The 23,438-nt window shown below is 32.6% G+C and carries 20 protein-coding genes and 2 pseudogenes; all 22 read right to left on the reverse strand.

The features are described 5' to 3' along the window. Window positions 1–795, reverse strand: a pseudogene (locus Q0505_RS18120) (heparinase II/III family protein); the annotation flags it as partial. Further along, entirely contained in the window at window positions 785–2,905 is a 2,121-nt protein-coding gene (locus Q0505_RS18125) for a bi-domain-containing oxidoreductase (protein ID WP_299215902.1), read from the reverse strand. The gene Q0505_RS18125 and the pseudogene Q0505_RS18120, both read right to left, overlap by 11 nt. Then, the gene (locus Q0505_RS18130; protein ID WP_299215905.1) at window positions 2,902–3,909 is read right to left on the reverse strand and encodes a hypothetical protein; all 1,008 of its coding nucleotides are present in this window, start codon (window positions 3,907–3,909) and stop codon (window positions 2,902–2,904) included. Before Q0505_RS18130 ends, Q0505_RS18125 begins: the two co-directional genes overlap by 4 nt. Window positions 3,910–3,928: 19 nt before the next feature. Continuing rightward, complete coding sequence (locus Q0505_RS18135) at window positions 3,929–5,023, reverse strand: glycosyltransferase family 4 protein (protein ID WP_299215908.1); 1,095 nt, start codon at window positions 5,021–5,023, stop codon at window positions 3,929–3,931. A 3-nt stretch (window positions 5,024–5,026) separates the two neighbouring features. Then, entirely contained in the window at window positions 5,027–5,647 is a 621-nt protein-coding gene (locus Q0505_RS18140) for a hypothetical protein (RefSeq protein WP_299215910.1), read from the reverse strand. Window positions 5,648–6,219: 572 nt separating this feature from the next. Beyond that, window positions 6,220–7,128 (reverse strand): glycosyltransferase, encoded by a 909-nt coding sequence (locus Q0505_RS18145; protein ID WP_299215913.1) that lies wholly within the window; start codon window positions 7,126–7,128, stop codon window positions 6,220–6,222. A 16-nt stretch (window positions 7,129–7,144) separates the two neighbouring features. Continuing rightward, a complete protein-coding gene (locus tag Q0505_RS18150) occupies window positions 7,145–8,080 on the reverse strand; it encodes a polysaccharide pyruvyl transferase family protein (protein ID WP_299215916.1) in 936 nt (311 codons plus the stop codon). Window positions 8,081–8,083: 3 nt separating this feature from the next. Continuing rightward, window positions 8,084–9,550: an oligosaccharide flippase family protein gene (locus tag Q0505_RS18155; RefSeq protein WP_299215920.1), complete on the reverse strand. Its 1,467-nt coding sequence runs from the start codon at window positions 9,548–9,550 to the stop codon at window positions 8,084–8,086. 27 nt (window positions 9,551–9,577) lie between these two features. Beyond that, complete coding sequence (locus Q0505_RS18160; protein WP_299215923.1) at window positions 9,578–10,972, reverse strand: nucleotide sugar dehydrogenase; 1,395 nt, start codon at window positions 10,970–10,972, stop codon at window positions 9,578–9,580. Between the two features lie 35 nt (window positions 10,973–11,007). Continuing rightward, window positions 11,008–12,216, reverse strand: a complete 1,209-nt coding sequence (gene wecC / locus Q0505_RS18165) for a UDP-N-acetyl-D-mannosamine dehydrogenase (RefSeq protein WP_299215926.1) — start codon at window positions 12,214–12,216, stop codon at window positions 11,008–11,010. Between the two features lie 4 nt (window positions 12,217–12,220). After that, a complete protein-coding gene (gene wecB, locus Q0505_RS18170; RefSeq protein WP_299215929.1) occupies window positions 12,221–13,348 on the reverse strand; it encodes a UDP-N-acetylglucosamine 2-epimerase (non-hydrolyzing) in 1,128 nt (375 codons plus the stop codon). A 149-nt stretch (window positions 13,349–13,497) separates the two neighbouring features. Then, window positions 13,498–14,619 (reverse strand): hypothetical protein, encoded by a 1,122-nt coding sequence (locus Q0505_RS18175; protein WP_299215932.1) that lies wholly within the window; start codon window positions 14,617–14,619, stop codon window positions 13,498–13,500. Continuing rightward, a complete protein-coding gene (locus Q0505_RS18180) occupies window positions 14,612–15,817 on the reverse strand; it encodes a hypothetical protein (protein ID WP_299215934.1) in 1,206 nt (401 codons plus the stop codon). Before Q0505_RS18180 ends, Q0505_RS18175 begins: the two co-directional genes overlap by 8 nt. Beyond that, on the reverse strand, window positions 15,817–16,344 hold the full coding sequence (locus Q0505_RS18185; RefSeq protein ID WP_299215937.1) for an acyltransferase: 528 nt from the start codon (window positions 16,342–16,344) through the stop codon (window positions 15,817–15,819). Before Q0505_RS18185 ends, Q0505_RS18180 begins: the two co-directional genes overlap by 1 nt. A 120-nt stretch (window positions 16,345–16,464) precedes the next feature. Beyond that, entirely contained in the window at window positions 16,465–17,385 is a 921-nt protein-coding gene (locus Q0505_RS18190; protein ID WP_299215940.1) for a hypothetical protein, read from the reverse strand. 2 nt (window positions 17,386–17,387) lie between these two features. Continuing rightward, window positions 17,388–18,830, reverse strand: a complete 1,443-nt coding sequence (locus tag Q0505_RS18195; RefSeq protein WP_299215943.1) for an MBOAT family O-acyltransferase — start codon at window positions 18,828–18,830, stop codon at window positions 17,388–17,390. An 8-nt stretch (window positions 18,831–18,838) separates the two neighbouring features. Further along, window positions 18,839–19,705: a dTDP-4-dehydrorhamnose reductase gene (gene rfbD / locus Q0505_RS18200; RefSeq protein ID WP_299215946.1), complete on the reverse strand. Its 867-nt coding sequence runs from the start codon at window positions 19,703–19,705 to the stop codon at window positions 18,839–18,841. A gap of 4 nt (window positions 19,706–19,709) precedes the next feature. Further along, entirely contained in the window at window positions 19,710–20,261 is a 552-nt protein-coding gene (rfbC, locus tag Q0505_RS18205; protein ID WP_299215948.1) for a dTDP-4-dehydrorhamnose 3,5-epimerase, read from the reverse strand. Next, window positions 20,262–21,116 (reverse strand): glucose-1-phosphate thymidylyltransferase RfbA, encoded by an 855-nt coding sequence (rfbA, locus tag Q0505_RS18210; protein ID WP_299215950.1) that lies wholly within the window; start codon window positions 21,114–21,116, stop codon window positions 20,262–20,264. It abuts the gene before it with no gap. Next, a complete protein-coding gene (rfbB, locus tag Q0505_RS18215) occupies window positions 21,113–22,159 on the reverse strand; it encodes a dTDP-glucose 4,6-dehydratase (protein WP_299215952.1) in 1,047 nt (348 codons plus the stop codon). Before rfbB ends, rfbA begins: the two co-directional genes overlap by 4 nt. Then, window positions 22,159–22,731, reverse strand: a pseudogene (locus Q0505_RS18220) (UDP binding domain-containing protein); the annotation flags it as partial. The pseudogene Q0505_RS18220 and the gene rfbB, both read right to left, overlap by 1 nt. Window positions 22,732–22,825: 94 nt before the next feature. Continuing rightward, window positions 22,826–23,212, reverse strand: coding sequence for a hypothetical protein (locus Q0505_RS18225; RefSeq protein ID WP_299215954.1), 387 nt, complete (start codon window positions 23,210–23,212; stop codon window positions 22,826–22,828). Window positions 23,213–23,438: the final 226 nt, after the last annotated feature.

Here is a 23,438-nt window from a genome sequence, read left to right on the forward strand (position 1 = left end):
CTCTGGAATAAAAGGAAATAGTAAGCCAGATAGATATAGCATCAACGTTTCTGTAATTGCGTGGTTGTTACGCACGGCTATTCTAGAAAAATTAATATTATGATATACATGGTGTAACTGCCAATAAATACTATTCACAATAGTATCAAAACGCTCCGAAGTTAAAAACTCAGAATTCTTATAATAATAGAGAGCAAATGTCCAGTTAAGTATCCGTAGGCTGATCTCTTGACTGCATTTATAATTAGGTCCTAAGTTGATTGGGTTTTGTTCTATAAAATCTTCTATTTCAGAAAACACAAAGGCTGCTTGATCGCTATCATTATGATAATCGTGCCTTATAATGTCATAAAGATATGAGAAACGAGCTTTTTCCCAAACGTACTTAATGTCACCAGCTTCAGAAGATAGGTCTTGTATCTCTGACCAATGCTTTGTGATATCATATCTATAGCCTGTATCTGGGTTTGTAATCCAGTTATACGCTGTTCCTAAATCTATTTTTTCACTACTAAAAAAAATGTAAATTCCTTTTTCGCTTTCGCGAAAGCGTAATGACAATGCTTCACTTTCTTTTTTGGGAACTGGAATATTATTCTTTCCGTCAAAAAAAAATACAGGTGTATTATTTCTCCAAGAGGATAAACTAATAAATGATTTAGTAGAGGGATTCGCAGGAAATTTATTTTTATGAAAACCTAGTTTTGAGGATACCATATATTGCACTCTGAAGGCAACATATCGCATCCCCATATTTTTAAGTAGATTAAAGGTGTTTTTGATTTTATTCAACATCGACCCAAGCGGCTTTTTTAAGACTTTCTATGGCTGCAAAAGAAGCTTTGGTGGCGTTTACTAACTCATCAAAAGGAATTAGTGCTTCTCCTCCACTATTGATTTGCTTTACTAAAAGCTCGAACTGGCTCTTATGCCCTTTATCCATTTTAGATTTCATTTTTGAGAATCCTTTAAAACCATATCCTTTTAGATTACGCCAGTTGTCAAGTATAAGCGTACGTTCTTGAGAATAGACTTCTACACGTTCTTTTGAGTAGGTTTTACTACCATTTGCAAAATAGTTAATGACTCCATTAGAACCGTTTGCATACTTCAATAAAAGTGTCGCATTGTCTGTATTTTCTTCTGGTGCTTTTCCCATAGCATTCATACAAACTGAGATTACTTTACTTCCTGTAAAGTAGCTTATCAAATCAATAAAGTGACAGGCTTCTCCTATAATACGTCCTCCTCCTACTTTTAGGTCATGAACCCAAACATTTGCAGGAATCATACCTGCATTCATCGTAGCAATCACATGGATAGGTGTGTTTGAATTTCCTAATAAAGATTTCATTTTTACGGCATACGGAGAAAAACGTCTGTTAAACCCTACAGTTAATGTACTGTTTGTCTTATGATATGCCTCTGTAATTGCTTCTAACTCTTCTGAGTTGAGCGCTAATGGTTTTTCTACAAATACATTTTTATTGGCTTCTAATGATTTAATAACCATTGGAGCGTGAAGGTTATGTCTCGTTGTAATAGCAATGGTGTTTACTGTTTTTTCTTTTAAAACAGCTTCATAATCTGTGGCACTATTAGAAATATCAAATTTCTTTGCGAGTGCTGTACCAGAAACTCCTCCTGAGCTTATGATATGAGATATATTCGCATTAGTCTTTTTAAGCGCAGGAAGCATGGTCATTTTTGTAAAATTTCCTGCTCCTACAATAGCTAAGCCATTAGAGGTTGACTCACTTTTACGTGTTTCATTGACAACTACATTATTAGAATAATCAGCATCTTTATAATTAAGGATAGATGCTATAGATTTTGAACTTCCTATCTCTCCATATATTTTAAGGTAATCTTCTAGTTCTACCACCTCGGTAATTAATGGTTTTACATCAATATCAGAAGCTTGGATGGCATTAAGAATGGTCTGAAAATTACGTTGTTCTGTCCATCGTACAAATGATAAAGGATAGTCTTGTCCTTTGGATTCGTAATTATCATCATAACGTCCTGGCCCATAAGAACAAGAGACTTGAAAGGTCAATTCTTTTTCATAAAAGTCGGCTCTACTTATATCTAATCCTATCACTCCTACAAGGATGATTCTTCCACGTTTACGAGACATCTGAGCTGCTTGCGCTATCACATCATTTGTCTTTGTAGAGGCAGTAATGATGACACCGTCAGCTCCTATATTATCTGTGAGTTCTAATACTGATTTTACAGGATCGTCTCCTTTTCCTGGATTAATAGTTTCAATACCCCACTGCTTAGCCATATCGAGTTTAGATTGATCAAAATCTATCCCAATCACTTTACATCCGTTGGCACGTAATAACTGTGCTGTCATGAGCCCAATAAGCCCCATTCCAGTGACAACAATGGTTTCTCCAATGGTAGGATTACATAAACGAATGCCTTGCAATCCTATACTACCTATAACAGTAAAGGAAGCTTCTTCATCAGAAACACCTTCTGGAATTAAAGCGACAAGATTTTTAGGAACAGATACAAATTCAGCATGAGAGCCATTAGAAGCGACTCTATCTCCTACTTTAAATTCTGAAACACCTTGTCCTACAGCTTCTACCACGCCAACATTACAGTAGCCTAATGGTAATGGTTCGCCTAATTTATTAAAAACGGCTTCTAGTGTAGGCATTAAGCCTTCTGTTTTGATCTTATCTAATACTTGTTTTACTTTATCTGGTTGTTGTCTCGCTTTTGAAATTAGATTAGATTTTCCAAACTCTACGAGCATACGTTCAGTACCTAACGAAACTAGACTCTTAGTTGTGCGTATAAGTACCTGACCGTTTTTTACTTGTGGCGCAGGAACTTCTTCTAATATGGTTGCTCCTGTTTTAAAGGACTGGATAATTTGTTTCATAATGATTCTAATATCTTATACCATTCACCATCTGAATAGTTTTTTTTAGGTGTAATTAAATCTATTTTTTGTAAAAACAATCTTTTCAAATCTTCTTCATCTTTAAATAAAATTAAGTTTTCAGGTTCGTTAAATTGCTTATAAAAATGAATTGCATAATCTGCTGCATAAACAAACGTAGGTTTGCCTGTTTCTAAAAATTCAAAAATAGGTAATCCTACGGTTTCAGATTTTGAAGGAAATATTAAAAAATCAACAACAGCATACAAGGCAAATAATTCACTTCTATCGATAGCTCCATGATGAACAATTCTATTAATATCTAGATCTTCTTTAGGTAATAATGAATGGATTCTAATAGATTTTTCTTCAAGGAAGTTTTCTAGATTACGTATGAGGCTTATATTCTTGTGACTTGCATTGTAAGCTATAGGCATTAATCCTTTATAAAGATCTTTTCCTTCCTTAATGGTATTTAAGAGTATCATATCTTTTGATGGCTGAGGCACTAAAAAACCAGGCCATACTGATATTGCTTGTTCTGGGTTTATCTTAAATTTTGATTGGAATATTGATTTTATATATTCAGACTGTAGAATGAATATATTTTTTCTTAAAAAAAAATTGATAAGCAGCCTATATATTTTAATCTTAATATCACTATGCCCATCTTCTAAAGCTTTGAACTGGTGAAAGTAAGTGATTCCTTTTGAAGGAGCTAAAATATAATTTATGTTAGAGAAACTTAATATTTTATTGGGTTTATATTTTTTTATAAACTTTATAATTCCTAGTGTGGAAAAAAATATGGTATTCAAACCCGAAGTATAATAATCTATTAATTGTATATGATTGGGTACGTTTTCAAATTTTAGAGGTGTTAGTATAATAAAATTTATATCAGAAGATAAGCTAGCTTCTTGGACAAAGGTTCTTATAATTGTTTCTGCACCTCCCGTCTTTGCTGCACTAGCATTTACCAATATATTTTTCTCTTGCAACATATTCACTTTATAATGTATTTTATAAGTCTAACGTTTCCTTTATAATACGTATTTGATTATCAGGATTATATACTGAATCAATTCTTTTGTAGCAATTTTCTCTTACTAAATCTCTTTGATTTTCTTTACTCAGCCAAAATTTTAATTTAGAAGTTAAATCGATAATATTATCTTTTATAAAAAAAGATCCATTTATACCATCTTGGATAACTTCAAATTCAGGCATTTGATTTGGAAAATCATTATGACTTATAACTGGACACCCAAACATTAATGAGTGTATTCCTGTTAATCCTATTTCTCCAGGAGAAGCACAACAATCTGAATTATATATAAGTTCACCTAATGTATTTTCGTCAAAACAGGGTCCATAAAAATGGACATTACCCTTTAATTCTTCTATTTCTTTACGATCGTGTAAATAATCATCCAATTCATTTCCAACTAGTAATAAATTACAATAAAACCCTTCTTTTTGTAATAATAGCATTGATTCTAGTATATAATCTAATTTTTTAAACTTTTGTATTCTACCAACATAAATAATTGTTGGATATTGATTAGAAAATATATTCTGTATAATATTAGAAGGTTCCAAGCGCTTTCTAATATTTAATTGCTTTTTGTAATCTAATGAATTATATATAGGAATTAATGTTTCTTCTTTAAATCCTTTTTCTATCATTAATTCTTTTGCATAATCTCCATATAAAAAAATCCCTGTTGCCAGCTTAAAGTAAATTGTCTTTATAAAAACTTTCAATCTATTCTCTTTCCCATACCAGCCATGTGACCATAGGTAAGATTTTTTTTTATATAATTTACAATATACAAGTACTATCCAATTAGAAATAGCATAAGGATTTCCTGTCATTATATAATATTTATATTCTTTCTTTAAACAAGAAAATACTCCTTTCTGATAATAAAATTCTTTAAAGACATATTGATTTTTAAGTACTTTTTGAAATCCATTTATTACACTAACATCTAATGTTTTAATAGGAGTTTTTACATGATCACCAAAATAAAAGTGTGCATTTAAATTTTCATCAATAGCTTTAAAGATTCCTTTTCTGTAAAATGAAGCAATATTTAATATAAAACAGACCACTAATTAGGATTTAAAAGAATTTGTAATTCTGAGAAAGTGATATAATAAAAATATAAATAGAGCAGATACGGATGCTCTCACTAAAAATGGTTGTAAACCTCCCCATATAAAGTCAGGTATCGCTGCCATAAAGGCTAATGCAATGAGTGCGTTAAAAACAGTGCGATAATTGTAATTTTCATAGTTTCTACCATAAAATTTATTGATCCAAAATAATATAATATACATCAATAAGGGACCTAAAAGAAAACCTATATATGAAAAGTTACCTATTGCTTCTGCTACATATAATCCAGCTAAACTAAACCCGGTGTCTATAACATACGATGATGAAAAGTACCATTTGACCATTTGATTACCAAAACCAACTGGTTTAGAAGTCCAAACAGAACGAGGTACATAAAAAAGTACTGCTGCAACATACGATTCTCCGTTTACTGATTCTATTGAGCCATTCTTTAAGTCTCTATAAATTCTTTCTGTATCGAATAGTGGAGAAAAAGCACTTCCAGCACCGTCACCAGTCTCTATAGCCTCCGTAATAGAAACTTCTTTTCTGAGTGATCCACCAAATCCTATGAGAATTGGGACGGCAAAAATGACTAATAGCTTAATTAATTTCATCCTTTTAGTAAAAATAAAAGAAGTAAAAAAAAGACTAATCGTCAAAAATTGAAGTAAAAGAAGTCTTCCAAAACCTGACCATAAAGCACCCACAAATAAGATAACAATAGCCAAAGTAAGTAGTAGATAGTTTACATATAATTTTTTATACTGTTCTCTATTTATAAAAAGGAAACTTGTGAAGAATACCGAGCAACTAAAAAATCCTATGGTAGGAAAGCGAAAAAAGTGTCCTAGACCTGCTAACGCAAATACAAGTATTACTCCACAAGTTACGCACATAATAATCAATATCTTACGCAATGATTTAGTTGAAAATGGTAACCTAAAAAGGTTTTCAATTTTTATATTGTTTGACTTTATTTTATTGACTAAAATAGTTGTAACAAAAAGAGAGATATGTAATCCCCAAGTTGCATTATATTCTGAAAATAAAAAAGTATTATATATATGAGAAGTGAAGATAAATATCAAGAAACTGAATGCATACACAGATTTTATCCCAAAAATATTTTCCCTGTGATACATTCTCACAGTAAATATAAAATGTAATAAAATAAATAAATTAAGCATTATAGATTCTCGTTTATTGAAATAGGTTTAAAATTTTTGATACGCTTGTAGGTCTCAGTAGAAATAGGATTTCTATGTTTCGAACCCATTCTTAAAGTATTCGTAAAGTCTTTAATATATCCCTTTACAAAGTATTTAAAGAAACCATTTTTGTAGGAATAATACATATACAATGGAGTATATAGTAAAACAAAAAATATCATTTGCAATAGTGGATATAGCGTTACTGCTACATATAATTTATTGAAATATGAATGTGTTTGTTCTTTATAATTATTTCTTGCCACACTACTCTTCTTATGCCAAAGAATTACACTTGTGTCTTTAATAAGATCATAATTAGCTTCAAATAGTTTATAAGTAAGGAATTTTTCTTCCGCTCCATACATAAAGTGAGAAGGATATAATCCAGTCTTATCGTATATTTCTTTTTTATGGACACAGATACCTCCTTGAAAATTATTTGTATAATACTTTTGAGGGTCTTCAATATCACAAGTTGCATTAATTTCGTCTCTTTCAACAAAATCGTATATAGTACCTGTTACGATTCCTAATTTTTCATTTAGTTTAAAGTTATTTATAGCATTTTCTACAGCTTCTTTATGAAGTACACCATCATTATCTAAGAAGAAAATATAATCTCCTTTGCAATAGTCAATTCCTAAGTTCCTACCACCAGGACATCCATAATTCTTATCTAATTCTACTATTTTTAAATTAGGGAAGTTTTTTCTTGAAAGTTCTACAGAGTTGTCGGTTGAACCATTGTCAATTAAAATTACTTCAAAATTAGAGTAGGACTGATTATAAGCACTTTCAATAGCTTCTTGAGTTTCTGATGCTCTATTCCAATTTAATATTTGAATAGATACCAAAGGTAAAAATTGCGTTTTAGTTTTGTTCATTTTATCATTATGACTATTATTTTTTAAAGATGCTATCAGCAACTAATGTCATATTATTTTTAAAATAACTTAATACCTGTTTATTTTCGAGTAATTGTGATCTTTTTTCGAAATTAGGGATATCTGAATATGTGTTTATTATAATTCCTAAATCATCTAAAATGGAGAGTCTAGTATCATTTGTTCCAAAATAAAAAGATTTTTTCCCATAAGCCAAAGCAGGTAATACACCGTGTAAACGACCCGTAACTACATATTTAGCATTCTTAAAATAGGATAAATACAACTCCATATCACCATTATATGATACTATTGGAAGTTTCCACCCTGCAGCTTTAACCATTTCTTTTCTTCCCTTCTCGTGGACAATTCCTATAACTTTATGGTTCTTAGCTATTTTATTTGCATAGTAAACTTGTTTATGGAAATTAACCCTTCCAAAAGAAAATAACACATAATCACCTTCATGCACATTTTTAGTATCTAAAAACAATGTTGGGCAACCCGTATATAAGGTATTCAATCCATTCTTCTTCAATATTTCAAAAGTAAAACGGTCTCTGCTTCCTATGATACCACTTAATTTATTCACAATACTAAAATCTGGAGAAGGATCTTTGCCTATACTAATAATCCTCGTTCTCACAATAAAATCTTTACTTTTCTTTGGGTACCATAAAGAACCTGCTAAGCAGTATGAATTCCCTTTTATCTTATCAAGATGATCTAACGCTTTATTTTGACCAGGAGTAAGCATGGTGCATCCAGGAATTAATAAGTCTGATTGTGTATCTGTTGGAATGGAATCTGAAAATGAGTCGAAATGTTCAAAATCTACCTTGTTATTGTTTTCTTTGAAATAATTTTCAAGAAATTGTTGCGTCGCATGTTCTATAATATGATTACCGTAATTTGTTGAACTGTCTGTAAAGTTTGCGTAGAGCATTTTCATATTTTATTTTTTAAATAACGATTTAAGTATATGATAATCTTCTTTCTTCAGTAAGAATAAACTAGATAAGGAATATATCAAAATTAAGAATATATAATCGTAGCCAATATTAAAATTTAGCTTATAAGCTAGTATACTTCCTGCGGTAAGTACTGTATAAGTAAATAATCTTAAATTATTATAAAAGGTCATTTCTAATAATTTAAAAATTATAACCATCCTATTTAAATTATATATTAAAAACAAAACAGTAATCACTAGTGGAACAAAAACATAATGACTGATAGGACTATCAAAGAAATACAATATACATCCACACAATCCGCTTAAAAAAAGGCCTAGAAACGTAGTGAATTTAAGTTTTTCAAAGGTAATAATTAATAGGGCGCTTGGTATAAATAAAATACCGATTGCTGTAAATATTAAAAAGTATTGAATAAAGTCAACCAAATCTTTATTTACTTCTTCCCCAAGCCAAATTATCAATATATCTTCTATAAAAATACTAGATAGAACTACAACCCCTACACCGACAATAAAAAATAGTTTATTACTTAAATTAAAATACTTTTTAAGCTCTTCAATCTTATTTTTTGTTTTTAATATATTAAAAACAGGTCTCATAGCGTTGGACAAAATATTTAAGAATCCTCTAAAAAGATTATTGAGTTGAACCCCTAATCCATAGTATCCAGAAAAGGTAAGACCATATCTACTTGCAACAATTAGTGAAGGTAATTGAACAAAAAATACATAATTTAAACTATTCAAAAAATTATAAATATTAAATCTGAAAATTTCTAACAAATAAGATATTTCAATTTCTTTAAAATTAATTTTAAGAAAATCTCCCGTATGTTTTTTAGTATAGTAACGCGTCAAAAATACGTGAAGACCAAATTCTAATACTAAAATAAAACTATACATCACTATAGTTTTATATAAGAGAAACAACGTCAGTACCAGCAGTGTTCTAAAAACAAAGCCCAATGTCATTATATTGGCAATAATGTCTACTCTATTAAGGGCTTGTAGAGTTGCTATAAATGGTAATTTAAAAATCTGAAGCAGCGTAGATATTGTTGTCAAATAGAAAACATACTTTAAAGTAATTACATCTTCATCTACAAATGAAGGCAAGAAAAAATAAGCGTATAGTAATAGAATAGCCGCTATTAAAATCACTAAAAAATAGATGACTAATAATGTTCCACTATAATATTTATTGAAATTCTCAAAGTCATCACTATAAAAATAGTCAGACAAACGCTTACTGGTTCCTCCAGAAATACCCGCTTGAATTATAGAAAGCAATGATATCACAGACACAGAAAGTGTCAATATCCCCCACTTCTCGATTCCTACAGATTTAATCACATACGTGATTAATAGGAAACCTATCAGTGATTGAGCGATCTTTGCTAATGAACCAGAACCAATGTTTCTGGCAAATTTTTTCTTTAATTCCAATGACTTAAATATTTATAGATGATGATTTTACTTACCTATGGTATATATTTTAAAACCAATACGTATTAAATCTTCATTATTTAATATGGCTCTGCCATCAAATATAAAAGCAGGTTTTGACATAGCATCGTATATACGTTGCCAATCATATAATTTAAACTCTTCCCATTCTGTCATGATAGCAATGGCATGAGCATCTTTACACGCTTCATACGGATCTTTATATACTGTGAGCAAAGTTCTGTTTTCAATTTCAGTTCTACTATTAACAGCATCTATATCAGCATATATTTGTTCTTCTGACACTTTTGGGTCAAACGTAGAAATCAAGGCTTGTTCATTTAAAAGATGATCTGCTACATAAATAGAAGAAGATTCTCTACTATCATTTGTATCTTTTTTAAATGCCCAACCTAGTAATGTAATTTTCTTGTCTGAAACTGTATTGTATAAACGAGAGATTATTTTATTGGCAAACCGTCTTCTCTGATGATTATTTATATGAATAACTTGATTCCAATATTCTGCAACCTCAGGTAAGTTATAAGAATTTGCGATGTAAACTAAGTTAAGAATGTCTTTTTGGAAGCAAGAACCTCCAAAACCTATAGAGGCATTTAGAAATTTAGATCCTATTCTAGAATCCATCCCTATTGCTTTAGAAACTTCTTTTACATCAGCCTCAGTCACTTCACATAGTTCCGAAATCGTATTAATAGATGAAACTCGCTGCGCTAAAAAAGCATTTGCGACCAACTTAGACAATTCTGATGACCAGATATTAGATACCATGATCTTATCCTCATCTACCCAATTCAAGTATAAATTTTTAAGAGCTTGGATCGCTTTTTTACCACTTTCAGTATGATAGTCTCCACCTATCAATACTCTATCAGGTGAAATCAAATCATCAATAGCTGTTCCTTCAGCTAGAAATTCTGGATTTGATAAAATTTCAAAAGAAAACTCACTTTGTGAGTTTTCTAAAATATCTTTTATGGCTTCGGCGGTACGAACAGGAAGTGTCGATTTTTCAACGATAATTTTATCACTATTGGCATATTTTCCGATTTCTCTCGCACATATTTCAACATATTTTAAATCTGCAGCCATATCTTTACCTACTCCGTATTGTTTGGTAGGCGTATTTACTGAGATAAAAATAATGTCTGATTCTTGGATCGCTTTTTTAACGTCTGTAGAGAAAAATAAGTTTTTATTTCGAGTTCTACTTACTATAGATGATAAACCTGGCTCATAAATAGGAAGTTTAGAAACATCTTCATCATTCCATTGCTCTATTCTATTTGTGTTGACATCTACAACTTTAACTTTAATATCAGGGCATTTATCAGCAAAGACAGACATGGTAGGTCCTCCTACGTATCCAGCACCAATACAGCATATTTGCTTAACAATCATATATAAGTGGCTTAAATTTTTAGTAAATTAAATTATTATCTGTGTACCCCACAAAAATCCAAAATAATCTTATCAGAATCTTTCGGTAATATTTTAAACTCATTATGTGCGACAAGGTATACTACGATATCCGCTTTCGCGAAAGCGTCCTCATATTGAGTCAATTTAAATACTTTGTGCTCTTCTATATTTGGCTCTACAATATAAAACTCTTCATCGTTTGCGTCTTGTAAAACCTTTTGAGCAATGTACTTTGCAGGAGACTCTCTTAAATCATCAATGTTCGGTTTGAAGGCTAATCCCATAATAGCAATCTTTGGCTTTCTTCCGTGGTCTAATTGAAACTGAAGCTTTACATTCTTAACTTGCTCTGCACACCAGAAAGATTTGTAATTATTAATCTCTCTTGCTTTACCTATAATTTGCGATTCTAAAGGAAAATCTGCCACAATAAAATAAGGGTCAACAGCAATGCAGTGACCACCTACTCCACAACCAGGTTGTAAGATATTTACACGAGGGTGTTTATTTGCAAGGCTAATCAAATCCCATACGTTGATATTTGCTTTTGCACAGATAAGTGATAACTCATTTGCAAAAGCAATTTGTACGTCTCTAGATGAGTTTTCTACGAGTTTACACATTTCTGCAGTTCTTGCATTGGTAGGGTGTAATTCTCCTTTTACATACTTACTATAAAAAGCAATTGCTTTTTCTGTGCTAGCCTCATTTACGCCTCCTATCACACGGTCATTGTGTACTAACTCATGCATCACATTTCCAGGCAAAACACGTTCTGGGCAATATGCGATGTATAATGTGCCTTTCAACTCAGGTCGTTCTGAGTAAATAAGATCCATCATTTTTTCAGTAGTACCTACGGGTGATGTAGATTCTATAATATATAAATCTCCCTTTTTAAGCAATGGTAAGATACCTTTGGTAGCTGCTTGTACAAAAGAGATATCTGGTTCATTTTTATCTTTAAATGGTGTTGGAACTACGATTAAATAATGGTTTGCTTCAACAGCTTTTACGTCGGCTTTTAAAAATCCTCCTTTTACTGCTTTCGCGACAGCTTGATCAAGTTCAGGTTCAACAATATGTATTTCACCTCTATTGATCGTCTCTACAACGCTAGGGTTAATATCTACGCCGTGCACACTTACTCCGTTTGAAGCAATTAAAGCTGCTGTTGGAAGGCCTATATATCCTAGACCTATCATGACTACTTCTGGTTGCATGTAATTATTTTTGATTTTTTATAAATTCAACGATACGTTCACAAGCTTTACCGTCTCCATAAGGATTGTGTAGTTTACTCATTTCTGTAAAACGATCTGGATTATTTAGTAGGTCTAAGGTTTCTGATAGAATTAAATCTTTATCGGTACCTACAAGAATTACAGTTCCTGCTTCTACAGCTTCGGGACGCTCTGTGGTATCTCTCATAACTAGTACAGGTTTTCCTAGACTAGGAGCTTCTTCTTGTACTCCTCCACTATCTGTAATAATCAGCTTTGACTTATTCATAAGCCAGATAAAATCTTGATATGCCAGCGGATCTATAAGCATAATGTTACTTACATCTTTTAGAATACGTTTTACAGGTTCTTGTACTTTAGGATTAAGGTGTACTGGATAAATAATAAGATGATCTGGTTTTTGTAATGCAATCTCTTTTAATGCTTCACAAATTCGCACAAAACCATCTCCATGATTTTCTCTACGATGTCCTGTTACTAGAAGTACTTCTTTTTCTCCTATAGCGATATCCAGCTCTCTTACAAGATCACTAGGGTCGGTATTTACTTTATCTACACTATCAAGTAGGGCATCTATTACCGTATTTCCTGTCACAACAATCTGACTAGAAGGTATATTTTCTTTTAATAAATTACTTTGAGAAGTAATGGTTGGCGCAAAATGAAAATCTGCTATTCTACCCGTAACCTGCCTGTTTATTTCTTCAGGAAAAGGAGACCATTTATCATTAGTTCGAAGTCCTGCTTCTATATGACATACTTTAGACTGATTATAAAACCCCGCAATACTAGTCGCCATTGTGGTTGATGTGTCTCCATGAACAAAGACGTAGTCGGGATTGAAAGATTCTAATACGGGTTTCATACCCGTAATAATATCTGCTGTTAAGGTATAAAGATTCTGACCAGGTTTCATTAAATTCAGATCGAAGTCTGGTGTAATATCAAAAAAATCAAGTACTTGATCCAGCATTTCTCTATGCTGAGCTGTTACACATACTTTAGTTTCAAATATGTTAGAAGATTTTTGAAATGCTTTTACGAGAGGAGCCATTTTTATGGCTTCTGGTCTTGTACCAAATACTATGAGAACTTTTTTTAACTTGATCAAAACAGGTTACTTTTTAGGTATACTAAGAGGGGTGCAAATATAGAATGTTTCCGTTTGATTAACTAATTTTTACACACGACTCTAAGACAATATAATTATCTTTTAATCAATTAGTTATAAAATTATATTGCAAATACTTAAACTAAAAACTAACTTGAAGTAAATATTTTTCTAATATTAGCATTAAAATAAGGAACGTCTTTCCCCAAATTTAAAGCCTTTTTCTTTATGGCTTCAAGTCTATTCTTATTAGCAGATAAGGCTTTAATCTCAATCAAAAGTCCTTCAATATCATCATAAGCTAGGCCAATAGCAACTTCTTGGTCTATAAGTTTTTGTGCACTTATAACTTCTTTATTGACAAGAATACCTATACCTGTTTTCAAGGCGTCTCCCCACTTATTTGAAGCCGCATGTCGATTAATTTCCGATATAGGATCATAATATGTAAATACTAAATCTGAGGCGTAATAGGAAGCTAAAGCTTCCTCGTTAGAAACCTCTCCTAAATACTGAACATTGTCTCTTTGGGATAATAATATAGCTTCTTCACAATCTAGCTTACCTGCCATAATAAAACCAATATCATGATTTTTTAAGCGATCACATACTTGTAAAGCAATAGCTATACCTCTACTTTTTGACAACCAACCATTTATATTTATGGTAAGTGCAAAGTCTTTCCAATCTTTTTGATCATATATCCGTCTTGCCTCTTGAAGGACGTCTTCACTAGGAACATTTGTTACTAGATAAAATGTGTTCGACTTAAAATTATAACGTTCAAAAGATGGGATAACGTGTTTATAGACACGACGAGAGGTAAAGACTTCAAGAACTTTTATACATCTTCTTAAATAGCTATTTTTAATTAGCATAGAAAAACGATCTGCATCATCAAAACACAGCGTAAATCCTTTAATTTTACTTGCTAATAACAATGGAAAGGCACTTTCAAATCCTAAAGCCCAAACAATTTCGTTACGTTTTATTGTAAAACTATAAAAGAATACTTTTATTACCCATAGTAGATACAAGTATTTTCTACCACTCCCATAGCCACCTCCTTTAAGAAGGATTTTTTTATCAATATTAAAATCAATTCTATGCTCTTCTTGTTCGCCTAAAAGACGTTCCCAACCTACGTGTGTAATTTTAGGACACTGAATTTTATGTAAAAGAAGTGCTAATTTGTAAAGTCTTGTTCTCAGTGACAATGAAGACAATGGCGCTACAATAATAACATTTGATTTTAGTATAGTATCAGACAACAGTTTTATTCTTTAAAATACGTTTTATATAAACATTAGAAACAACAAATCTCGATACCCAATTCATCAAAGATAAAATCGAAATAATTTGTGCTGTAAATATACCTGAAAATAAAAATAAAGCAATCACTACAGCAATCAAATATAGTATTGTAAATACTCCAAAGTATTTGGCTATCCCGAATAATTCTGATTTATTAGCATATATTCCTAGATATACAGAATTTGTAACATATATACATCTTATAAAACTTATACAAGATAACGTACCGATTAAGAAAAAATCAAAGTCTTTAAAATCTATTTCTAAATAATAAAATAAAAATAATATTCCTACTCCTGTTGAGACTAACGTGTTTCCAACAGAAAAAAGAAATACTTTAGTAAATAGTGATTTATAACTTATAAAAGATTCTGAGTTTGGATTTCGTATAATTTTAGGACCTAGATAAAATCCTAAAAAGCCATTTAAACTTAAAGCTATTGGAGTAACCACCGCAAAATACTTGAAAAGATGTGCAGAAGCTACTTCGTCGCCATAAAGATTAATGACAAATTGCTCTCCATAAACAGCAAATAACAGTGTGAGAGACGTAATTAAAAATGCCCTAGAAAGTCCTTCGGCTTCAGAAACAGAAATATCTTTGTGGACTTTGCTAAAATCTTCTAATTCATATTTATTAAAGAAAAAAGAAAATAACAACGTGATCGCAAAAGCGATTACGAAGTATAAAAATATATCTTCAATAAAATTTCCTAATAAAAGAAGTAAAATAAAACATTTCCAAAAATTTTTTGAAAACTGAGATCTCCATAATTGGTTATTGGCTCTTGCCGCAGCAGCGTTGTAATTTATAAAACTATAGAAAATAATCCCTAAAAAAACTAAGAGTGTTTCTTCCCAATAATAATCCTTAATAAAAAAAATAACTACTGTACTGCACACTGATACCATCAATGCTCTTTTAACAAACTTTTTAAAGTGAATTTTAATCAATCTAGGATCTCGTAATAAAACCTGATCATAACCTAGAAGCGTAAATGAACCTATTAAGATAATAGTAGATTTATAAAAAGCCCAGTTAGAAATACTAGTAATACTATACTTCTTGATAATTAAAATTTCAATAATAAGAAATGATAATAATCCTATCCCGTAAATACCAAATGAAGCTAGTAGATCAATCCTCTTTTTCATTAGCTATTAATCCTTCTAGTTGTTGTTTTTTGAGCAGGATTTCCTGTGTAAACACCATAAGGTTCTGTATTTTTTGTAAGTACAGCACCTGCCCCAATGATAGATCCTTCTGCTATATGAGTAACAGTTGGTAATATAATAGCGCCAGCGCCTATCCAAACAAAATCTTCTATATCTAGTGATGAAAACACAATAGGGTTTTCTTTCCAGTTTTTAAACCCATCATGAATTTTATGATTATGTGTAAAAATCTTAACGCCCTCAGAAATAGCAATTTTGTCTCCTAAAGTAATACCTCCTGAATAATCAATATACGTATCTGCTCCAATATTTACCTCTCCTTTACAGATAAAAGAGGCTTCTTTATTTATATGTGCTATCGATAGAATTACCTTCTCCCCTACATACAACTCTGGGGAGTTATGATAGGTTCTATATAAAAACCATTTAAAACTTCTAAGCCCTTTTACATTGAACAAAGGAGAGTTTCGTATGAGAAGAATTAATAATTTGATTATTTTTTTCAATGTAATTTTATGTTTCTAACCATCGAATATACTCATATTATAATTTAAAAAAATTTTATTTTTTTAAATTATAAAGCATTGTATTTTATAGTCTATACGTTTAATCTATAAATCTCTATTTCATTTGGATAAAGATAATTTCTCTATTACTTTATCATTAAAAACTGTAACTCCTTTTTTATTAAGATGGTGCCTATCATAAAAATAAATAGTGTCAAGAGACATCGTCTTATTAAAATTATAGTAGCTACCATACGTACTCATTATCGATTCAAAATCTGTATGTTTAGAAATAGAAGTATACAATGGTTTTGTAATTGGTACATATACCAAATGATACCTAATCTCCCTATTTTCTACCAATGCAATCATATCGGCAAATGCTTCTAATTGTATGGTATTAAATTCAAAATCTGTGATGATTGGTTGATTACTCTGATAACTTGTAGTATTCGTCTCTACATAACCACCAGAGATATACGTAAATTTCCCAAGGGTAGGCTTTTCTTTAAACGTTATTTTTTTTCTAGTAATATCTTCAAATGCTGCATAGATCAAAGCATTATAAACATTGATGTCATTTACTTTTAACGCCAATCTTACTGATGAAGCATCCACAATATCATTAGAAAGTATGTCAACAGTAGATGCTACCCCTTTAATGGCAAAAATGAATGGAGACACTTGAAAAATAATTTCTTTAGGACGTACATTGTCAAGATAACGTTCCAACAAAAACTTTGTTTGTAGTGGAGTTTGCGCACTCGTTCCTAAGTTAAATGTAGTAAGACCTGCTTCTTTAAAAATACGTGTGTCAAATCCGTGATATGTATGAGAACTCCCCACAAATAAAATATCTATATCTGAAACAGTTTTAACTTCCTGAAGTCTTGTGAGTGTAAATCCACCACTATCTCTACTCGATTTTAGGTTTGGTTTTAAATAAGAAGGCATCAATTGTCCAAACACACAAATCCCTATACAATAGAAAATCAGTGCAAAAGGAATAAAAGCTACTATGTGTTTAATAAAACGCTTCATACTTAAAATTGAAAATAAATAAACGGCACCTCATCTGTATTTGCAAACATCCCTATAAAGAAAATCAACAATGAATAAAAAGACCAACGTAACAATCTATGACGCTTTTGGAATAACTTTTTAATAGCATGATGATCTTCTCTTCCCTTCCATTCTATAAAAAGTAATAAAATCAAAAAAAACAGCAGAACCAATAGATTTCCTTTGCTTATAAAATTAGGAAAGCTATTCATAGATGTAGAAAATAAATTATGGATGTATAAAAAAGCATGCTGTATACTATTGGCTCTAAAAAATATCCATGCAAATGACACCAATAAAAAAGTAAAAAAGATCTTACATACATACAGTACTTGATACGTATGCTCGCTACTAAATTTCTTCTTATTTCTCTGCCTTAGAAAGTAAGTGACTAAATAGAGAACTGCATGTAAAAACCCCCATATAACAAATGTCCAAGAAGCCCCATGCCAGAAACCACTAACAATAAAAACCAAAAGGATATTACGCACAAAACCTATGGTTGACACATTACTGCCGCCTAATGGAATATATACATAATCTCTAAACCACGTTGAAAGCGATATATGCCATCTCCTCCAAAACTCAATTACAGAACTTGAAAAATAAGGGTTTCTAAAATTCTGTTTCAAATCAAAACCAAATAACTTAGCAACACCAATAGCAATATCTGAATACCCAGAAAAATCTGCATAAATCTGAAAAGAAAAGAACAAAACTCCTAGAACTAAAGAACTACTATTATAATCTGCTGTATGTGTAAAAGCCAGATCTGCATACCGACCACAAGTATCGGCTATGACCATTTTTTTGAATAATCCCCAAAGAATTTGCTTCAGACCATCTACTGCATCTTCATATTTAAAATACCGCTTCTTTTGAAACTGTGGTAACAAATGCTTCGCTCTTTCTATTGGACCCGCTACCAATTGTGGGAAGAAACAGACAAAGGCGGTAAAAGCAAAAAAATCGGTGGTAGGCGCTATCTTTCTTTTATACACATCTATACTATATGATAGCGTCTGGAATGTGTAAAAACTAATACCTACAGGTAGTATAATTTGCAAACTAGTCACCGAAATCTCTTTGCCAAAAAGAGAAAATGCATTCACAAAATTATCAAGGAAGAAATTATAATATTTAAAGAAAACTAAAATTCCAATATTTGTAGCAATACTCAATCCTAACAATGCTTTACGCCTCTTTTGTGACTCCTGTTTTTTAAGTCCGAGTCCTACAAAGTAATCGACTAATGTACTGGTCAGAATAAGAAATAAAAAACGCCAATCCCACCAGCCATAAAATGTATAACTCGCAAGTATGATAAACACATTTTGAACGCTAATAGATTTTTGAACAATACCCCAATAGATCAGAAATACGATCGGTAAGAAAAGCGCAAAATCTATGGAGTTAAATAACATATAAAATTTTATATGATGTGTTGAAGTGCCTCGTTCCATAAAGGCCTAGATACTCCAAAAGTGTCAACAATTTTTGTACAGTTCAATATACTATTTTTAGGACGAGTTGCGACAGTAGGGAACGCTTCAGAGGAAACAGGAAGTACTTTTGTTTCCATTTCTAGGGATTCAAAGATCGCTTTCGCGAAAGCGTACCAAGTCGCCTTCCCACTATTGCTATAATGATAAATGCCCCTATGCGCATACCCTAAAGTAGTAACCAGTTGCAGAATAGCTTTTGCCAAATCATTCGCCAACGTAGGAATCCCATACTGATCGTCAACAACTGAAACCGTTTCTCTCTCTTTACCTAAACGAATCATCGTTTTATAAAAATTATGCCCATACGCACTATATAACCAAGAAGTTCGTATAATCGCGTATGTCAACGTATCTAAAGCCTGAATCGCTTGTTCTCCAGCTAGTTTTGATTTTCCATACACCGTTTGCGGATTAGGTACAACCTCCTCTGTATACGCAATACTTGCCATTCCATCAAAAACATAATCTGTAGAAATATGAATAAGCGCTATAGCATTTTGATCACATACCTCAGCGAGTAAACGCACCGCTTCTTGATTAAGTGCATAAGCCGCATCAGAATCTTTTTCGGCGGCATCTACAGCAGTGTAAGCTGCGGTGTTTATGATGATATCTGGCTTGTGGGCTTCAATTACATTCTGAATGGACGCTTTAGAAGTAATATCCAGCATTTTTTTGGTAGCGAATACAAACTCATAATTTGAAAACTGAACACTTTCTTCTCGCAATGCACAACCTAACTGACCATCGGCACCAGTAATTAGAAGTCTTTTATGTGGCTTTGTGAGACCCATTGTTTTAAAGTAATTGCTTTAGCGTCTCAAAATCTGGATTATTTTGATCTTTTTCAGATAATATCAACGCTGTAGGATCTAATTGCCAGTCAATCCCTAATTGGGGATCGTCAAATTTTAATCCTAGTTCACTCTCTTTATGATAGTAATTATCACATTTATAAAAGAAAGTCGCCCTCTGACTTAAGACTAAAAAACCGTGTGCAAATCCTCTCGGAATAAATAACTGTGTCTTATTTTCTGCAGAAAGTATGATGGAGAACGATTGTCCAAACGTAGGTTCTTCTTTTCGTAAATCGACGACAACATCTAGTACTTCTCCCTCTATCACACGCACTAGTTTTGCTTGTGCCATTTCTCCTATCTGAAAGTGTAATCCTCTTAATACACCATAGGTAGATTGTGATTGATTGTCTTGTACAAATTGAGGAGACAGTCCTGTTTTCTCTTGAAAGAGAGATTCCTTATAAGATTCATAAAAATACCCTCGTTCATCTTTATAAACAGATGGGTTACAAATAATCAAATCTTTAAAGGAAGTCGTTTTAATTTGCATTTATAAAGTCTTAATATAACTGGCATAATTACCTTTTCCATAGCGATGCGCACTTTCCTTAAGAGCTTCGTAGCTAATCCATGACATTTTATAGGCAATCTCCTCAAGACAACTTATCATGGTACTTTGATTTCGCTGCAAAACACGAATAAACTCTGTAGCATCATCAAGAGCATCTACGGTTCCTGTATCAAACCAAGACATCCCTCGGCTCATGACCACAACATCCAATGTTCCTTTTGAAAGATACGCTTGATTGATTGCGGTTATTTCTTTTTCTCCTCTTGCAGAAGGGGCAATTGATTTTGCGATCTCAATAACCACATTATCGTAAAAATACAATCCTGGAACTGCATAATTAGATGCTGGGTTTTTAGGTTTTTCTACAATGCTGGTTGCTTTATGATTTTCATCAAACGTGACAACTCCAAATCGTTCTGGATCTCTTACAGGATACGCAAAAATAGCACCGCCATTGATGTCTGTCTTGCTCTGCAATAACTTGCTAAGACCATTCCCATAAAATATATTATCGCCCAGGATGAGCGCCACTTTATCTTTTCCTATAAATTTTTCTCCTATAATAAAGGCTTCAGCTAGACCATTGGGTTCATGTTGGACTTCGTATTGAAGTTCACAACCAAAAGTTTTTCCGTCTCCTAAAAGCTTTTTAAACAAATGCTGATCTTCAGGAGTAGTAATAATTAATATTTCTCGTATTCCAGCCAACATCAATACCGAAATAGGATAGTAAATCATGGGTTTATCGTATACAGGTAATAACTGCTTACTCACCGCGATAGTAAGGGGATATAAACGAGTGCCTGCGCCTCCGGCTAGAACGATTCCTTTCATGATTGATACATTTTTTTATAGTACGCTTGGTAGTCACCAGAAGTCACATGTTCTAACCACGTTTTATTATTTAGATACCAAGCTACCGTTGCTTTCAATCCTTGTTCAAAGGTAACTGAGGGCTTCCATCCTAGTTCTTTGTTGATTTTTGATGCATCAATCGCGTAGCGTTTATCATGCCCTGGACGATCTTTTATAAATGTAATCAGGGATGCAGAGGTACCACGCTTTCGCGAAAGCGTATCATCCATCATTTCACATAACAAATGAATGAGGTCAATATTGGTCCACTCATTAAAACCGCCAATATTGTAGGTCTCCCCGATACGACCCTTGTGTAAGATCGTATCTATCGCAATCGCATGATCAATCACATATAGCCAGTCTCTGGTATATTGACCATCACCATAAACAGGCAATGGTTTCATTTCCAATATATTATTAATAAATAACGGAATCAGTTTTTCAGGAAAATGATGGGGTCCGTAATTATTGGAACAGTTGGAGATAATAAAGGGCAAACCATACGTTTCTCCATAAGCTCTCACAAAGTGGTCAGCACTTGCTTTGGATGCGGCATACGGAGAATTAGGGTGGTAAGCGCTGTCTTCTGTAAACAGCCCGTCTTCGCCTAAGGAACCATATACCTCATCGGTACTGATATGATAAAATAGATGATCGGTAGCTTCTTTTTTCCACGTAAATTTACAGGCACTCAACAAATTCATCGTGCCCATCACATTTGTCTTTACAAAAGCCAATGGATCTTCTATAGAGCGATCTACGTGGGACTCTGCAGCTAGGTGAATCACTTTATCAAATCTATACGATTCAAAAAGTTCATGAATGTGTGCAGCATCAGTAATATCTGCTTTTAAGAACGTATAATTAGGAGCGGTATCTATATCTGCTAGATTTTCTAAATTTCCAGCGTATGTTAACGCATCTAAATTGTAAATATGATATTCTGGATACATAGTCACCAGCCGTCGCACAACGTGCGAGCCTATAAAACCAGCGCCTCCTGTTACCAGTATCTTCATTATAACTTACCGTTTACGTCTGTTTTTAATACGCCTTTTACATCATAAATAATGGCATTTTCTTTTTTGAATGTTGTGAGATCCAAAGTAGAAAATGCTGTATGTGCGACAGCGTGTACAATCGCATCAAATGTTACATCTGGCGCTGTTGTAATGGCTTCAAGTCCATACTCTTGTTTTACTTCTTCTGGGTGTACCCAAGGATCAAAAATCGTAACCTCAACACCATACTCTTTCAAATCTCTGATAACGTCTACTACTTTGGTGTTACGTACATCAGGACAATTTTCTTTAAAGGTAATCCCTAATACCAATACATGGGCTCCGTTTACCTTAATATCATTTTGCAGCATTAACTTCACTACTTCTGAGGCGACATAAGCCCCCATACTATCATTAAGGCGTCTACCTGCAAGAATAATCTCTGGATGATATCCTAGTTCTTGTGCTTTTTGAGCAAGGTAATAAGGATCTACACCTATACAATGCCCTCCTACTAGTCCTGGTTTAAAAGGTAAGAAATTCCATTTTGTTCCTGCAGCTTCTAAAACATCATAAGTATTTATATTCATACCAAAAGCTGCAGCATATTTAGCAACATTTGATGATGCAGGATTTACTGATAATAGAGGTTATTTAGTAATACAAGAAGCAGATGGTGGTGGATCAGGTGCTCAAGCTTTTGCAACATTTATAATAAAATCTATTACTAGCACTAGAACCCCTTGAACTCAAAGCCCAATAAACACCTGTCCAAGAACCTTGATCAGCAGCAGCCGTATGTCCATATAATATATCAGCTGGATTTGAAGGCCCATTTGAATCAAGTCTAATATTAGCTCTATTTGCAATAGCCCAATCTCTACCCATTCGTATAGCATTGTTATCTACACTTAATGGAGCTAGTGGAGCTGTAGTTCCGATAATTTGAACATTTTGACCACCAGCACCTACTAATATATTACTACCATTATTGTATACATCTATAGCTCTTTTTTGCCCCGCACTATTATCCCAACTAAACCAACTAGATATTCCAGTTCCTACACCCATTGCAAAACCATCTGTAGCATTTTGAACATAAAAAGAGTTAGCAGATAAAGCTCCAGAGTTCCAAGCATTTGCTAATTTTAAATAAGAGCTAAAATTACCGGTACCATTAACGTCTAACTTATAACCAACATTTCCTGTAACTCCAATTCCAGCAAGGTCGGTAAGTAATCGTGTAAAGGCAGCGCTTTTAATTTGGCCTCAAGTTCATCGAGATTACCTTTGATTT

Origin of the sequence: uncultured Dokdonia sp., assembly GCF_937910895.1 — a bacterium.
Lineage (GTDB): Bacteria > Bacteroidota > Bacteroidia > Flavobacteriales > Flavobacteriaceae > Dokdonia.